This window comes from Paenibacillus sp. (genome assembly GCF_035645195.1).
GTDB lineage: Bacteria > Bacillota > Bacilli > Paenibacillales > YIM-B00363 > Paenibacillus_AE.
This window is the reverse complement of sequence record NZ_DASQNA010000022.1, coordinates 1-16,231: the sequence shown is the minus strand read 5'-3', so window position 1 is coordinate 16,231 and position 16,231 is coordinate 1. Positions and strand designations below refer to the sequence as shown.

The 16,231-nt window shown below is 40.7% G+C and carries 15 protein-coding genes and 1 pseudogene; all 16 read right to left on the bottom strand.

The features are described from left to right. Positions 1–13: 13 nt before the first annotated feature. Positions 14–243 (bottom strand): annotated as a pseudogene (locus tag VE009_RS11550) (cupin domain-containing protein); the annotation flags it as partial. Positions 244–417: 174 nt separating this feature from the next. Then, positions 418–945 carry a thiol-disulfide oxidoreductase ResA gene (resA, locus tag VE009_RS11545; RefSeq protein WP_325007704.1) on the bottom strand — a complete coding sequence of 176 codons (528 nt, stop codon included), beginning with the start codon at positions 943–945 and terminating at the stop codon, positions 418–420. A 17-nt stretch (positions 946–962) separates the two neighbouring features. Further along, positions 963–2,138 (bottom strand): c-type cytochrome biogenesis protein CcsB, encoded by a 1,176-nt coding sequence (gene ccsB, locus VE009_RS11540; RefSeq protein ID WP_325007702.1) that lies wholly within the window; start codon positions 2,136–2,138, stop codon positions 963–965. Positions 2,139–2,166: 28 nt separating this feature from the next. Next, entirely contained in the window at positions 2,167–3,795 is a 1,629-nt protein-coding gene (locus tag VE009_RS11535) for a cytochrome c biogenesis protein ResB (RefSeq protein ID WP_325007700.1), read from the bottom strand. 175 nt (positions 3,796–3,970) lie between these two features. Then, positions 3,971–4,657: a DUF4405 domain-containing protein gene (locus tag VE009_RS11530; protein WP_325007698.1), complete on the bottom strand. Its 687-nt coding sequence runs from the start codon at positions 4,655–4,657 to the stop codon at positions 3,971–3,973. A 53-nt stretch (positions 4,658–4,710) separates the two neighbouring features. Then, positions 4,711–5,490: a cytochrome P460 family protein gene (locus VE009_RS11525; RefSeq protein ID WP_325007696.1), complete on the bottom strand. Its 780-nt coding sequence runs from the start codon at positions 5,488–5,490 to the stop codon at positions 4,711–4,713. 319 nt (positions 5,491–5,809) lie between these two features. After that, positions 5,810–6,730, bottom strand: a complete 921-nt coding sequence (locus tag VE009_RS11520; RefSeq protein WP_414694842.1) for an alpha/beta hydrolase — start codon at positions 6,728–6,730, stop codon at positions 5,810–5,812. A 379-nt stretch (positions 6,731–7,109) separates the two neighbouring features. Then, complete coding sequence (locus VE009_RS11515) at positions 7,110–8,576, bottom strand: HAMP domain-containing sensor histidine kinase (protein WP_325007693.1); 1,467 nt, start codon at positions 8,574–8,576, stop codon at positions 7,110–7,112. Between the two features lie 5 nt (positions 8,577–8,581). Then, entirely contained in the window at positions 8,582–9,268 is a 687-nt protein-coding gene (locus tag VE009_RS11510; RefSeq protein WP_325008017.1) for a response regulator transcription factor, read from the bottom strand. A gap of 312 nt (positions 9,269–9,580) precedes the next feature. After that, positions 9,581–10,810 carry a multidrug effflux MFS transporter gene (locus tag VE009_RS11505; protein WP_325007691.1) on the bottom strand — a complete coding sequence of 410 codons (1,230 nt, stop codon included), beginning with the start codon at positions 10,808–10,810 and terminating at the stop codon, positions 9,581–9,583. Positions 10,811–10,965: 155 nt separating this feature from the next. Next, positions 10,966–11,397, bottom strand: a complete 432-nt coding sequence (locus VE009_RS11500; protein WP_325007689.1) for a hypothetical protein — start codon at positions 11,395–11,397, stop codon at positions 10,966–10,968. 202 nt (positions 11,398–11,599) lie between these two features. Further along, complete coding sequence (locus tag VE009_RS11495; protein WP_325007687.1) at positions 11,600–11,782, bottom strand: hypothetical protein; 183 nt, start codon at positions 11,780–11,782, stop codon at positions 11,600–11,602. A 313-nt stretch (positions 11,783–12,095) separates the two neighbouring features. Continuing rightward, entirely contained in the window at positions 12,096–12,839 is a 744-nt protein-coding gene (locus VE009_RS11490; RefSeq protein ID WP_325007684.1) for an SDR family oxidoreductase, read from the bottom strand. A gap of 306 nt (positions 12,840–13,145) precedes the next feature. Continuing rightward, positions 13,146–13,853 carry an SDR family oxidoreductase gene (locus VE009_RS11485; RefSeq protein WP_325007682.1) on the bottom strand — a complete coding sequence of 236 codons (708 nt, stop codon included), beginning with the start codon at positions 13,851–13,853 and terminating at the stop codon, positions 13,146–13,148. Positions 13,854–14,172: 319 nt separating this feature from the next. Beyond that, positions 14,173–15,015 (bottom strand): SDR family NAD(P)-dependent oxidoreductase, encoded by an 843-nt coding sequence (locus tag VE009_RS11480; protein WP_325007680.1) that lies wholly within the window; start codon positions 15,013–15,015, stop codon positions 14,173–14,175. Positions 15,016–15,175: 160 nt separating this feature from the next. Further along, a complete protein-coding gene (locus VE009_RS11475; protein ID WP_325007678.1) occupies positions 15,176–15,547 on the bottom strand; it encodes a MerR family transcriptional regulator in 372 nt (123 codons plus the stop codon). Positions 15,548–16,231: the final 684 nt, after the last annotated feature.

Here is a 16,231-nt window from a genome sequence, read left to right as displayed (position 1 = left end):
CTAATCTTCTTTTCTATGGTAAAACTTTAAAAAGAATTAAGTCCGATTGGGCGTGGTATTGATCGTCGTCGCTGACTTTCTCCATCCAATCGACCGCCTTGCCGTCCAGACGTTCTTGAATGGCAATGTGAGTCATCGCTGTGGTTGGAGAAGCACCATGCCAGTGTTTCTCGCCTGGCGGGAACAGATCACGTCGCCGGGACGAATCTCCTCCATCGGACCTCCCCAACGTTGAACCCGTCCGCCAAAGGAATTCTTATTAAAACTCCTCGTTCTGTCTCCAAATCATTGATTGACAATCCAGTAATATATGAAAGGAAAGTTGGGTACAAAGGCAAACGTGCACAGAAAGGATAAAAATCCAACACCGAATGCTAAGAATAAGTTTAGCTGTCTACTAAGATACAACTATCATTTTCATGATTTTATTAATTCCATGTAATTTGCTATATCCTTCTCAGTCATAGCGCCGGTTATCACCTTTAGAACTTTTCCATTCTTATCGATTAAGAATGATGTCGGAATTGGGATAATATCATAAGCTTCAGTCACTGCCTGGTCTTTATCTTTCAGAACGGGAAAGGTAAGTCCATGTCTTTCAACGAAAGATTCAATGGCAATGTCGCTTTCCGCAATATTAACAGCTAATATTTCTACACCCAGGTTTTTATAGCGATGATACTGACTCTCCATATAAGGCATTTCCTGCTCACATGGTTTGCACCATGTCCCCCAGAAATTCAAAAAAACTCCTCTTCCCTTTAAGTCTGATAGCTGAACTTGATTTCCTTCCAGATCTTCAAGTACAAAATCAGGTGCTTGATCTCCAGCCTGAACCCGATCTTTTTCAGTAAAGAATTGCTGATAAAACGCGTAAGTTATGGCCGAAATCATAATAAGCAGCAGACCCAAGCGAAAAAGAAATCTGGTCTTTTTGTTCCCCATCTGAACCTCCTTACTTATCAGGCGTAAGAATGTAATCCCGCGATAATCAGGTTTACAAAAACCAGGTTGAACATAATGATTCCAAAACCAATGACTCCAAGCCATGCCGATCTTTCTCCATGCCAACCTTTAGCCAGCCGTAAATGTAAATATGCTGCATAGAATAACCATGTAATTAGTGCCCATACTTCCTTAGGGTCCCATCCCCAATAACGTGTCCAAGCAATTTGAGCCCATATCATCGCAAAAACGAGTGCGCCCAAAGTAAATATCGGAAATCCGATCGCAACCGATCGATATCCAATTTCATCAACCAAATCAAGCTTAATATTCTTTGTTAAGGGCTGAAGAGCTGCAGAAATTCTTTTCCTTAAAATCAGCCTAAGGAATAGGTATAAAAGAAAACCCGAGATAACAGACCAAATGACTGTATTTAATTTTCCTGCGTCGATAACAGCCGGTACCTCGACGAAAGCTTCCATTTTACCTTCTGTAAGCAACTCGCCTTGATTAGGCCCTATAAGTGAAGGAAGGTTGTAAGTGATCTCCGTCTCCCGGCCATTTTGATCGAACCCTTGATAAACAGCTTCATATTGCAATCCTCTAAAAACCAATGTAATGATAATAAAAGCAAGTGTTGCCACGATGGAATACATGATTACTTCAAGCCAGAAGGTTTTCATGGACGGTTTCGTCTGGTCGACAGAACGAAGTAAATAAATGATACCTGCAATACAGCTGCTGGCTAATACTGCTGAACCTAGTGCCGTTGTCGTTACATGGATCGCAAGCCAATCCGATTGCAGTGCCGGTATTAATGGAGAAACATCTGTCGGGAACAAGCTTCCATAGGCAATCATTAATAACGTAATCGGCAAGGTGAATGAACCCAAGATTGACACTTTATACAAAAAATAAAGGATGATGAATGCCAACACGAACATCATCGAAAATGCGGTTACAAACTCGAACATATTGCTCACCGGCGCGTGTCCGGCAGCCATCCATCTTGTTACAAAATATCCCATATGGGCAATAAAGCCTAGAATGGTCACACTTATTGCGGCTGCAGCCCATTTACTTGGTTTATCGTATTGTTTTCTCCGATCGCGAATCGCTCCACCAAACAGAAAGGTGGAAAGTAAATATAACAAGAATGCTGCATAAAGCAGGTTACTGCTAATAGCGATCATTATTTACCTCTTTCCTATCTATTTTCGCTTATCCTGTTTGATCAGTTAATTCTTGAAAGCCGGTTTCTTTTAAAATATGGTTTATTTCATTTCCGATCCCATACCAATTTTTATTTGTATGCCCTGCAATTAAGATTGCGTCGCCGCTTCTCCTAATCCATATTCTCCTATGGTTCCAGTACATCCCTTGTATAACTCCAATCATGAAAATAGCTCCTCCCAACCCAAGAAACCATAACGTATTGTCCTTACGAACGGTAAGGGCCGATACATTTTTCGTTTCAACATTTTCAAATTTCATTTGGAATTGATTATCTCCGTTTGGTTCAAATGTATTTCGTATGGCAACAAAGCTTGTTTCGCCATCCGGGTTTTCTGGAGAGATCATGTTAAAGAAAAATGCCGGATTGTCGGGAACCTGTGACCTTGTTGCAGGCCGGCCTGCACGATCAAAATAAAAGTCGGGGTAATATTCTAAAATCTCAACTTTATATTCATTGCCCAGATCATAATTTTTTTCCGGATTTAATAAATCGATCGTAATCTGGCCAAAGCTTGTTTCCGTCTCTTTATCCTCTAGACGAAAGGTCATCTTATTGAGTTCATTTAATCTATAGGAAGTTTGGTAAAGAGCAAACGAATTATGTTTCAAAGGTTGATTCACTTTGATTTGGTAATCCTTTACCTTTACGAGCTCGGGTGTGATTCCAGGTAGGATCTCGCCGTTACGTTCATACAAGGTTACATTCGTTTGAAAATTTTTAACGATATTTCCGTCTCCAACTCGTGACAGGGCATTCGCAAATACTTCATCCTCTTGCTCGATTTGATAAGTTTCCAAAATAAACTTGTCGCTGCTTAAATAATACTTTCCATTCGTTCCCGGAATAACGCTTGTTTCACCGTCACGAATCCAAAGCATTTCGTCTACATACATCCCCGGTATAAATCGGAGCATTCCTCCGATAAGGAAGATAATAAGGCCCGTATGATTTACATACGGTCCCCATCTTGAAAATCGATTTTTCTCGGCCAAATAATTTCCGTTTTCTTCCAGAATACGATATCGTTTATTCTTTAATTTGGTTATGAGAACATCCAGCTGTTCATCTGTATTTTCTTTCACTCTTGTTTCACTGAAAAGACGTTGTCTTCGCATGAAGCTTTCATGCCGCGTAACGCCTTGATTTTTCAAAGCGCGATATAGAGGAACCACTCGATCCAAACTTGCGATCACAAGCGATATTCCCAGAGCGGCCAACAGCAGGAAATACCACCATGAACCATATAGATTGTTAAAACCCAATTGATAGTATATTTGGCCCAGAAAGCCGTATTGATCTTGATAAAAATCTTCCGGCGCAACATTTTGGGGAATATACATCTGCTGAGGAAAAATGGTTCCCATCGCAGACGCGATTACAATAAGAGCAATAATCCAGATCCCCACTTTTACGGACGAGAAAAAATTCCAAATCATATCCGGAGGCGTTTTTTTATACGTTTGTGAACGTCTTGCACTTCCTTCATAACGCATATCGAATGATCTTTCCGGAAGTGCTTCACCGACTTGTTTCCCGCATGATCCGCAAAGAATGGTTCCGTGCGGGTTCGCATGTCCGCATTCGCAAATTACACGTTCATTTACATGTTCCATTATGAAAAACCCCTATATAAAAGGACTTGATAGTCACCTGTAGTTGTATAAGTTGCCCTGTGAAAAGGCAAGCTTCCGGCGAATGAAAATCCCGAGATCGGGGTATATTGAAAAAGGAAAGACTTGGGCGGCTTGAAAAATGAAAGCTCAACCGCCCCAACAGCTGCATCGGGTATCAATTTAGTTGAACTGCTCTTTGTTCCTGCTTCTGAAAAAATTTCAAAGCATAATGTGTCCCGCAAATATAGATGCCCATGATCGATAAGTGGTCAATTAAAAAGCGGATCATGGTATCATCATCGAACCAATAAAATGGGTCATAAACCATCAGCTTGGCCCCCATCTCTCTCTCGATGGAAGAGCGTACCCCATAGATCACAATGAACACCGACAAAATACGCAACGCAATGGTGCGAAAACGGTTAGTGCCTGTGATTCCCGTCATCCTTCTTATTGAATGGATAATGATTCCCCAAGAAAAGCCGATGTGTATCGCCATGATGATAAACCCCCAATAGGCAGTCTGAACATGGATTTGCCTGAAAATCATGTCATTATCTACCGCAAGAAAGGGAAATACATCGCTGGATATGAGTATTCCACATATGATCATCACAGCCATTGCCAGCAGAAAAAGCAAATTGAGTCCGATTTGCAGAATACGCCTTGGATTGAGCTTTCCCTTTAGTATCGCACGATACCAGTATCGATTTAGAAAATTATGGGCGATAAATAATACAAAGACCGAAACACCGACGAATTCATGGATTCTATTCTCCGTAATTTGGTAAGCCATTGCGATTAACATAAGAACAGTCATCACAACGTCTATTACCAGCTTGAATAACATCTTTCGATTCAAAGCATAGTCCTCTTTCTGTTCGGAATGCAAAATATCCTTACATGGCAACACATCTATTGGTTTATATTTTGTTGTAAATACATCGTCAAAAGAACGTTCGCGATTATTCCTGCTTTACCCTCATTGCCTATTAATCTACTTTTTTCATTATGAGGAGATATCACGTTTACCTCCCAGTCCTCCGTAGGGATACCTGCGAACCTAGATTCTGTACTACTGTCCTTCGATCCTGTAACATCCTCAAGTTCATAACTCTTCATCTCATCTAACGTGTACACGTGGTCATCCCGTTCCTGATTCGCGTGGCAGGAAAAGCAGCGACCGATGACGTCGTATCCCAACGACTTGTCAGCATTGAATTCCTGGAATAGCCAATCCCCGTTACGCGGGTCCTCGGGGGGTTTCTGGTCGCCCCAGCCAGTGCGCTTTTCCATCACGAAGATGTCAAAAAGTTCTTCATCCTCATAAATCTCAAGAACAATTACGGTACCGCTCGGGATCGGCTGGCCGTTCTGCACCGCTTCGATCGCTTCCCGGCTCGTGTAAGCCTCCTCCCTGATATTTCCTCGAGTCACAGTCGCGTAGTTCACGCCCTTATCGTAGTTCTCAGGGAATTTGACAAGTTCGCGGTCATACCCAGATGGCTCCGATGGCTCTTGTTGGGAAGTGTCACCAGATGCATCCTGTTGGGAAGTGTCAGCAGACGCATCCTGTTGGGGAGTGTTACCAGATGGCTCCTGTTGGGACATGTCATTTGTGTCATAGTTGCTGTTGCAAGCGGCAAGCGTGAGGGATAGCAGCAATAGGAGTGCCGAAATTATTTGTTTTTTCATATTATTTCCTTTCCCCAAGTTAAGATAATAGTTGTTAGGAATTTGTAATGGTTATTCCCTTCATGTATTTAAATGGTGCAGGAATAGATTAATCCTTAGAGTTCACTCTATATCAAGTGTTTTTTTTATTTTTTGAATACCAAGTTGCCTCGGCAAGTCTTTCCGTTGATATTTAAATTTTAATCAGCGCCAGCGCCTTAGATAGTTTCGCCGGGACTCCACCCTGCTTGCGAAAAAGGTATTCAATTCAAAATCAATGAATTGAATACCTTTTTGTCTACCGTCTGAAAGAAGTCGGTGCGACGACTTCTTTTTTCATTTACATTTTTTCACTAAAGAAAGTCGTCAACTTAGTAACAGCTTGGTTTACATATTGAGGCACATCATACATGTCTACATGAGTTGCTCCCTCAACAAGCACCAATTCTTTATCACTCGTAACTGCTTTTTCATACGCACGTTCCGAATAATAACGTGATTCCGAAATATCGCCAGAAATCAGCATTAACGGTTGTGTCAGCCATTTATCTATATTTGCGAACGGATCAAAGTTCATCATATATAAAGTACTTGTTGCCAACATTTTATTCTGTGAATTTGGGTGGGAACCGCGGTCTGTACGGTAGTATTCATACGCCTCTATTGCAGTTGTTGGCGAATCTTCCGTAAGTTCATCTTCAGAATTTGGCACATAAGGAAGATATTCTGGTTCACCGCCGTTCGCAATTGTTGTACGAGCATCACTTGCAGATTTCAAAGCAGCAAGTTGGTCTTCCGGATTTCCGGATCCCTCATTCGGAAAACCATCCCGAAAAGCTGCTCCATAATCGTAAGTACTTACCCCAGCGACCGCTTTAATTCGGTGGTCAAGTGCACTTGCGGCAATTGTGTATCCTCCACCGGCACAAATTCCAACTGCGCCAATTCTCTCCTGATCCACATATGGTAGTGTCGTTAAATAATCAACTGCCGCAAAAATATCGCCCACACGTTCTGTTGGGTTTTCCAAAAAACGCGGCTCGCCTTCGCTTGCACCTTGGTGACTCGCATCAAAAGCTAAAGTAACGAAGCCTTTTTCCGCCATACGTTGTGCGTAAAGTCCTGCTGTTTGCTCCTTAACTCCACCAGCCGGGTGCGTGAACACGATTGCTGGGTACTTTTGTTTTTTATCAAAATTTTCTGGATAAAACACATTCCCCGCCATATCCCATACACCATTTTTAAACGTAATGGTTTCCATAGTAACTTTATCATTTTCTTTTTTACCTGCTTTTTTACCTGAAGCCTCTGCACTTCCACCAGTCAGTCCCGCATTAAAGCCAGCTAGTAAAAATGCAAACAACATGGAAACAATCGCAAAAGCCTTAATTTTTCTCATATTAAATCCTCCTTTTTTTCAAATGCATTTTAATAGTCGGGTCAGAAAAAGTGTTATAGCCATATTCGCTACCCCTTGTCCAATGGTTATATGAAATTGTTCATTTCCCCTCCTTTTTATAACCTTAATCTCATTTTAAGTTTTTAAAATTAGAAGGAACTTATAGAATGATTAGAAATTGATTAGAGTTTTGTTAGAAATCAAAAAAAAAAGAAGAGCCCTATGACTTCTGGGGCTCTTCTCACAATTTAGATCCTGCTCGAATATTTGATAAAGAGACAATCTTTTCACCTGAAATTTTTTCTGAATTTTCAGTCAAATATTCTTTCAATTGTGTTACATGTAAATTCTCCCCCGAAAAAGCATCTATTTTTAAAGTTACAGTAAAACTTGTTCCTTCTCCCTCTTTACTAACGACATTTATGTTTCCTCCATGAGAATCCACAATCTGTTTTGCAATGGATAAACCAAGTCCAGTTCCCCCAGTTTCCCGATTTCTCGCTTTATCGACCCGATAAAAGCGATCAAAAATATGTGCGATATCTTCTTGCGGTATGCCAATCCCATAATCCTTAACAGTGAAAAAAACGTTCCCTTTCTCATATCCAACATTTAGCTCAATAGGTGATGTGCTGTATTTTATTGCATTATCAAGCAAGATAAACAATAGTTGCTTCATTTTTTGCTTATCTGCACTTGCGATAACTTTGTCATGTATAGTGTTTACAGAAATCTCTTGGCCATAAGCATTTTTAATCAGTTTACTTGTCTCTTTACTGAGCGAAATAAAGTCCACCTTTTTTATATCTAAATTCCATTCTGCATCATGATTTGCAAGCATAAGCATTTGCTTTGTCATTTCTTGCATTCTGACGGCTTCTGAATAGATTGCATCTATAGATTCCTCCAATAGAGCCTGATCTTTCATCCCCCATCGTTTCAGCATGCTTGCGTTGCTTTCAATAACAGTTAACGGTGTTTTTAATTCATGAGAAGCATCAGACACGAATTGCTGTTGTTTTTCAAAGTTTTTTGCTAAGATATCCATCATCTTATTAAACGTACTTCCCAATTTGTATAATTCATCTTTTGATTGTGTTTTTAACTCAAGCTTTTTAAATATGCTCTTTCGCTGAATTTCCTCCATCGTTTCAATCATTGATTTAATTGGTTTTAAAATGATATTGCTTATCATTCTTCCGGCTAAAAATGAAGGAATCAGAACAATAAGTGAAGCGGCAATTAACACAAGCTTCAAAATTTTTAAACTATCGTATGATGATGCTAAACTTGCTGTAACTTCTAACATCATAATATTTCCGTCGTGCCATATGATTGGAAAACTCGCAACGGCATACTTAACTTTGTTCACTGATATTAATTCAACTGTTTGCGAGTGTTTAAATATTGGTTTAAACTCTGTAAATTCCGTTTCTTTTGTAATGGTCATAACGGGATGTGAATCATCATTCACAACACGAATCATTCCATTCAACGGTAATTGCGAATTTAAAATATAAAATATTTTCGCATCATTAGTAACAGCTTTCAATTGACCAACAATATTTTCAGCCTGTAAACGAACGTAATTTAATTTATCGTTGGTTGTAATGGTATAGAAGAAAAAATAAATGGATGTATTAATCGTAATGCTGATCAATAGCACTGAAACAGTTAACAACAAAATGATTTTATTTCGGATATTCACAAACATTACTCCTTTATGACATATCCAACTCCACGCACTGTATGGATAAGCGGAAAATGAAAGGAATCCTCTATTTTTTTACGCAAATACCTAATATATACATCTACAACGTTTGTATCTCCGTAATAATCAAAGCCCCATACATGCGTTAAAATTTGCTCTCGGTTTAGAACTTGGTTTTTATGCCGTATCAGATAAACAAGCAAATTGAATTCTCGAGGAGTCAATTCAATATTTGTGGAATCACGTGTTACTATTCGTGTTTTTTTATCAACTTTTAAATTTGCAACAGTTAATATTTGTTCGTCTACTTTTTCCTCCATCATTTGGTTTATTCGTAAACACGCACGAATTCTTGCCAACAATTCCTCAATTTGAAATGGCTTAGTAATGTAATCGTTCGCTCCATGATCAAGCCCGCTCACTTTATCAGGAATTGAATCCCTTGCTGTCAATAAGATAATAGGTGTCATGTCCCCTGAAGTCCGAATTCTTCGAAGGACTTCCATCCCGTTTAACTTTGAAAGCATAATATCGAGTAACACAAGGTTCCATTGTCCGTTGCTAAATTTTTCAAGCCCTATTATGCCGTTTTCTGCTGTTTCTACCTTGTATCCTTCATGTTCAAGCTCTAATTTAATGATTCTCGCAATGTTTATTTCATCTTCAATGATTAAAACTTTTTTGATGATTGGATCAAAATCTCCTATTATTTTCTGTGTAGCAGTAAGTCCCTTTGAATTTGACATTTAATAATCCTCCTTTCATTTTTAAAATCCTTAGATTTAACTGAATTTCTACAGGAATCCCCGAAAATATAAATCAGGTTAGAATAAACACTTTTCTCCATAGGCGTTCCAAGTTGTATTCCTTCCCATTTATCAAACCGGGCCGGAGAGGAACTCCCCGGCCATCATCTGAAAAACCTGTATTTCTGTGCTCTTATTGTACAAGCAAATCGGAAGACAGATTACCCGAAAAATCAAGAAATGATGTTGAAAAAATCAAGTACTTCGCACATCGCGAAATTGTGCAGCGGGTTCTGATTTGACTTTCTTAGTCATGGTTACATAAATAATAATAGACAACAAGCTGGTCGTAATAAGAATGACACCGAGCGGTACTGCGGAGTATTCACCCGCAAGCCCCACAAGCGGGGAAGCAATAGCACCTAATAAAAACGGAAGGATGCCTAGAATGGCGGAAGCGCCGCCGGCAATATGCCCTTGCAATTCCATTCCTAATGTAAACGCAACCGGTCCAACGATTCCAATCGATGTAGTAAAAAAGAAGAGTGGAATAATCAGTGCAAAGAATGGACCCTGATATAAGACTACGCAAAGAACCGAAACGCTGGTAATAAAGGCTAATACCAATCCGATCAGAAGAATGTGGCGTTCGGATATTCGTCCTGCCAATTGTTTGACTAGCTGAGATCCTATCATAATACTGATTCCATTCATGGCAAACAGCATCGAGAATACTTGAGGCGACACACCGTAAATGTTTTGATAAATAAATGGCGTTCCTGATACATAGGCAAACACGCCTGCGAATAAAAATCCTTTTACAAGAGCATAACCCATAAATATCCGATTTCGGATCAAGGTTTTATAGTTTCCCAATAGCTCCATGAAGTTATTCGGAACACGCTGCTCTACAGGCAAACTTTCCTTTAATCCCCATGTTGTTATGGCGGTTAAACAGATTCCCAGCAGCCCTAAGAAGATAAATACACCCTCCCATGAGGTAAAAGTAATGACGGTGCTCCCGGCAAGTGGTGAAAGCAAGGGAGCGGCGCTGCTAATCATCGTAAGAAGCGCAAAGAATTTAGTCAACTCTACTCCGTTATACATATCGCGAACAATTGCTCGAGAAATAACAAGCCCAGCAGAGGCGGCAAATCCTTGTACAATTCGCAAAGCAATGAAGATTTCAATATTAGGCGCAACAGTGCAGCAGAGAGAAGAAAGGAGATACAACATCATGGAGAACAACAGTGGTTTGCGTCTGCCATGTATATCGCTTAAAGGACCAAATACAAGCTGCCCCAAACCCAATCCCAGCAAGCAGGCCATTAAACTTGCCTGGATCATCGATGCGGTTGTATCAAAAAAAGTCATCATCTGCGGAAATGATGCGAGATACATGTCGACTGTAAATGGCCCGAGCGCAGAAAAAACTGCTAACAGCAGAGCTAACCTGAGTGGATGGTTATTGGCCTTATGATCCATTTTCAGAGTCTCCTTCGTCATACAATCTCTCCGCTCGGTCCCGCAGCGATACATGCTTTACATATTCCATTTCATTCCCTCACTTTCGAATCGGTCCAATTCTCTGAGCAATTGATCGACCGAATTAGTCTTCGCGCCGGCCATCAACTCTTGAATCACCTGGAACAACTTACCCTGGGCGCCTGGCGGCCAGTTTTGGTTAAGAAAATAGTAGGTCCCCGTCTTGAATGCGGGTGAAACCGGCTGCGAATGATGCTTTGGTAGTGATCCACCGGAGCATATTCGACTAGAACCTCAATATTGGGATATTCCTTTTGGAACCTTTCGTTGATCTCCGACACCACGGTTCCCGACTTGGTTTCGATCCAATGCACCATTTTAAGTTTGACGGGCTCGTTCCCTGAAGTGGCAGGATTATCATGCTCGGACTTTCCGGGCACAGTTATCATTCGGTTTTTTACCATCTCTAAAATACATACCATTGGGTCCATCAGGTCCAATCGTCGCCAACCAAAGGATTGACTCTGCTGCTTGTTGCGGAGTTCGTGTAGCAAACGCACCACCCATATCCGTATCTGATGAAACATTGATAATTCTCCCATATCTATGCTTTTCCATGAGCGTGGTAAGCGCCGAAGAAGTTTCCCAAAGGTATGGGATGATCCTCCTACTCCTTATAATTCCAGCAAATAAGGTGCGTACTTTTGCGCTATTTCACGATTCACGCAGACCGCAATCCATCAATTGCTTCAAAAGACGAGACAACATCCACTGTTTATTTGATGCTTTTTACATTCTGCTCTTTTCACGCACAATAACTTCACTTACATCCACATAATCCGGTTGCTCAATCGCATACGCCATGGCATTAGCAATGACTTCCGGAGGAAGAACTGTTTTACGATATTCCTTTAAGACAGCAGCGCTGACTTCGTCGGTAATATCGTGTCCAACGGCATACAAATAGCACAATCGTTTCCGTCCACGAGGTATCGTAGAGTCAGCAGTCGAAGAGTATTTGAGAACAAAAAAACTTTCATTGATGATTAAGTCCCAATTTTGTAATCATTGAACAGAGCCCAATGCTGCAACATGGCGCTTGGTCCAAAACCCATATATGCGGAATAAACCAGGAGAAAATTTCACATTAGTTGGAAGGTTCTATTTTGTTACAACATATAGCATGCTATAAATAAGAACAGCTTCCCCAAGGTCATAAACGGTTTTATCCATAAGCACAAGGAGCCCCCAAAAAGTGGGACTCCTCATTACAAATATGTTGATTTTACAGTTCTTGGATGGTTGGACGAATAATCATCTCATTTACCGCTACATCTGATGGTTGTTCAATGGCAAATGCAATGGCACGAGCAATGCTAGCAGGCTCGATTTGAACTTTTTTATTAGCTTCAACGAATGTAGATTTTAATTCTAAATCTGAAATGGCATCTAGTAATTCTGTATCAATAGTCCCTGGCGAGATAATGGTTGTACGAATATTGTTGCTATACTCTTCCCTACGAAGACCTTCTGTAATGGCTCGTACAGCAAACTTTGTACCACTATATACTGAACTAGTAGGGAATACTAAGTGACCAGCTATTGAGGAAACGTTAATGATATGCCCTTCTTTTCTTTCTCTCATGGACGGAAGAACAGCAGCAATACCATATAATACACCCTTGATGTTAACATCAATCATTGTATCCCATTCCTTAACTTTCAGCTGAGAAATAGGTGATAGTGGCATTACACCTGCATTATTAACCATTACATCTACTTTCCCATATTCTTTAAGAGTATATTTAGCAAGCTCTTCCACTTGTTCTTGTGAGGCAACATCGGTCACTTTGTAAATGACTTGCCCACCTTTATTTTGGATCTCTTCTTGTAATTTTCTTAATCGATCTTCGCGACGAGCTGCCAGTACCAACTTCGCACCTTTAGATGCAAGTTCTTTTGCAGTAGCTGCACCAATTCCACTAGAGGCGCCCGTAATAATGACAACCTTATCTTGGATATTTGACATTTAAATGACATCCTTTCTTATTAAAAACTTGGTAATAGTAAACACTTCCATCTTTCTAAGGTGAAAGGGGGAGAACACTTACCCACGTAACCATCTTTTCAAGAGTAAGCTTGCTGTGTTTTGGTAAATTGTTGCCACTTATTCACAAGGTTTCCTGTTATGCCGATCATCTGACCAGTAGCCTTATCACTGCAAAGAAGTGCCCGGCGTACCGGTGGCTCCACCTGGCTCGCGATCGTAATCAACGCCTTAGCTAGCCGGACCTCTCCACCTTATACATAAGATTTATTCTTCTATACTATAATGTTACCAATCGATTCGTTTTCCATCTCTAAAGAACCCCCCATTAGGCCCCTCAGGTCCAATAGTCGCTAACCAAAGGATAGACTCAGCTGCTTGCTTTGGGGTTCTTTGAGCAGATGGGCCACCCATATCTGTACTTACCCATCCCGGACAGACCGCGTTAATTTTGATATCTCCTTTGACTTCTGCACTTACCAATTGTGTCAATCCATTCAAAGAAAGTTTAGACAACTTATAGGCGCCTACTCCTTGAACGGCCATTTCTCTCATTGTCCCATATCCTGAAGAAACATTAATAATTCTCCCATAGCCTTGCTTTTCCATGAGTGGGATAAAGGAATGGATGACATGGTAAGCACCGAAGAAATTAGTTGCCATTGTTTTGTCTAGAATAGAAGGGTCCATAGTTAATAACTTTTCATTCTCATCCAAATACACGCCAGCATTATTAACCAAAACGTCTAATCTTCCATATCTATCATTTACTGTAATAGCTGCTTGGCGTATGCTTTGTCGATCGTCCACATCCATCACCATAAACGAAACGTCCAGATTTGACTCCTTAAGTTTTTGCGCAGCTTCATGACCGATTTCAGGATCCCGACTTGTCAAAATGACCTTAAAACTATTCAAAGCCAATTGTTTGACCAGTTCATATCCAATTCCTCGATTCCCACCAGTGACAAGTGCAACTTGTTTATCCGAGGACATTGAAATCCTCCTTTCTCATAACTTTTTGGGTGTATGATTAAAGTGAGAGATTGCAATCTTATGAAGAAGATAGTTTAGGGATAATACAAACATATACAGTCCTCAAAATGAACGGTCTCACGCCGAGCAACCGTTGCCGTTATAAAGGAGAAGGTCGCAAATCCAAGGGATCGCTGGTTACTTACTAATTAATTAATGTGTTACTTCAATTCAGGGAGCAGTTACTGAGGTGATCTGCTCCCTATTGATTCCATTAACGTGTCCAGTTAGCTTATTACAAACTGTTGCAATTCAGAATATCAGCATCGTTAACTCGTAATTATGCGTCTTCATGTGCAAGTGAAGTTGATAAATCACGGTAGGCATTGATCTGCTGTTGGAGTTCTGCTACCTTCTGCTCAGCACCAGCAATTGCATCAGCTCCAGCTATCCAGCGTACCGGAGGCTCCTTCTCGTCTGCAATAATGAGCAGCGCCTTAGCAAGTTTGGCTGGGTCTCCAGGCTGTCTGCCATTTACTGACTCAAACATAGTACGGCTTTTATTGGAGCGCTCGGCATAATCGTCGATTGTCAACTCAGGCCAGAATGTCGACTCCGGCTCCAACAATTCGGTGCGGAAGAAGCCCGGCTCAACGATGGTGGTTTTTATACCAAACGGAGCGACTTCATGGTGCAGAGACTCCATCCATCCCTCTAGACCGAACTTCGAAGCGCAATAAGCAGAAACATATTCTTGTCCAACAAGACCCGCGATTGATGAGATGGAAATGATGTGGCCGGAACGATTTTTACGCATCATAGGTAATACAGCACGGGTGACGTTCATCGGGCCAATAAGGTTGGTAGCAATTTGACGCTCGATATTTTCAGGAGTCAGCTCCTCAAAATATCCTGCATAGAAGTTGGCAGCGTTGTTGACCAGCACATCAATGCTGCCAAATCGATCAACTGCTGCCTTGACAGCAGCTTCTGCATCGGAAGGATTAGTAATGTCCAGTCTTACGACCAGCAGGTTATCGTTCTCGCCCAGAACTTTGGATACCTTGTCGGTATTACGCCCGGTAGCAACTACACGATGTCCAGCCGCAAGAGCAGCTTTTGCAATGTCAACCCCCATACCGCGACCGGCACCAGTGATAAACCAAACTTTATTGTTGGCCATAAATTACTCCTCCTAATTTTGTAATCTTAATTTTCTCCATTTTTTCACCGCGTATTCCTTCCTGAATCTAAATGGAGCAACACTAGGTTACTCCTTAGAGTGCACTTTAAAGCAAGTGGTTTTTCACTTTAATTTTTTTCCTTTTGGAAAAAGCAACAGGCTACTTAGAGAAACAGTCTCCCAATTCATTTTCATAAAAAGTAATTTTATCATCCAGAAACTCTAAACTTTGTTGAAGCTTCTTCAATTCTTCCACTACTTTTTTGCGATGATTTTTAAGTAGATCTAATCGTTCTCCCATTGTTTCATTCCCCACATGCCCCCACATGGCAAATTGCTTCATGTCTTTTAGTGACATCCCCGTTTTTTTTAGGTGGAGCAAAGCTTCTACCCATGTTTTATTTTCTTCCGAATAAACCCTGATATTGTTATCGTCTCTGTTTACTTTTATTAAGCCTTCCCTTTCATAAAACCTCAAAGTATGTTCGCTTACCCCAACGATTTTTGAAAGTTCGCCAATAGAATATGTCAACGCAATCGTCTCCATTAATAAATTTGTCGCACAAAAAGAGACTAACACTTAGAGTACACTCTAAGTCAATAAGTAGCGGTGCCCTCCATTTGTAACTTAGGTTGTCCGTTTACTCATTGCATTATCCTGCCTGCCGGCCAAAGGGAAAGGGATATGAAACGATTTATCAGTCTAGATATTTCGAAAAGTAAGAGTCAAGGACAAGCCATTCTAGATCGCGGAAAACCTCATGGCGGGGTCATTTTCATTACTCACACTCAACAAGGATTTTCGACTTTTCTTTAAGGATACAGACTCTCGTAGTCTTAATCTGCCGCTTGCCTTAAATGGAAATTAGGACCTATACTGGTTCCCTCCGCCAAAAAACGTGTCTGTAGAGGGTTTACATATATTCTTTTCAATCTCGCGGATTCGCCCCTACGAAATGTTAATTGCTGCAGAGTAATCTTTTTGATTTAACTTATGTAATTTTCTAATGTGCTTTACTCGCTCACCTATACTGCTCATCCCTGACCTCCAAAAAAGAAAAAGCCCCGCTTTATATGAAGTGCACCCCTTATAGTGGACATTGGATAAACACCCTGTGTTTAAAACCGATGAATACTATAGGGGGTGCTTTTCGTCATGGTAAAGAAAGGGCAGAAGCTTGAAACATATAGCTTTGATGTAAAGAAACGAGCCATT

Excerpts from the sequence above, each read along its gene's own strand:
- resA (WP_325007704.1), bottom strand. The coding sequence starts at position 945 with ATGGGGAACAAAAAGACCAGATTTCTTTTTCGCTTGGGTCTGCTGCTT.
- ccsB (WP_325007702.1), bottom strand. The coding sequence starts at position 2,138 with ATGATCGCTATTAGCAGTAACCTGCTTTATGCAGCATTCTTGTTATAT.
- VE009_RS11535 (WP_325007700.1), bottom strand. The coding sequence starts at position 3,795 with ATGGAACATGTAAATGAACGTGTAATTTGCGAATGCGGACATGCGAAC.
- VE009_RS11525 (WP_325007696.1), bottom strand. The coding sequence starts at position 5,490 with ATGAAAAAACAAATAATTTCGGCACTCCTATTGCTGCTATCCCTCACG.
- VE009_RS11520 (WP_414694842.1), bottom strand. The coding sequence starts at position 6,730 with ATGGAAACCATTACGTTTAAAAATGGTGTATGGGATATGGCGGGGAAT.
- VE009_RS11505 (WP_325007691.1), bottom strand. The coding sequence starts at position 10,810 with ATGGATCATAAGGCCAATAACCATCCACTCAGGTTAGCTCTGCTGTTA.
- VE009_RS11500 (WP_325007689.1), bottom strand. The coding sequence starts at position 11,397 with ATGTTTCATCAGATACGGATATGGGTGGTGCGTTTGCTACACGAACTC.
- VE009_RS11490 (WP_325007684.1), bottom strand. The coding sequence starts at position 12,839 with ATGTCAAATATCCAAGATAAGGTTGTCATTATTACGGGCGCCTCTAGT.
- VE009_RS11485 (WP_325007682.1), bottom strand. The coding sequence starts at position 13,853 with ATGTCCTCGGATAAACAAGTTGCACTTGTCACTGGTGGGAATCGAGGA.
- VE009_RS11480 (WP_325007680.1), bottom strand. The coding sequence starts at position 15,015 with ATGGCCAACAATAAAGTTTGGTTTATCACTGGTGCCGGTCGCGGTATG.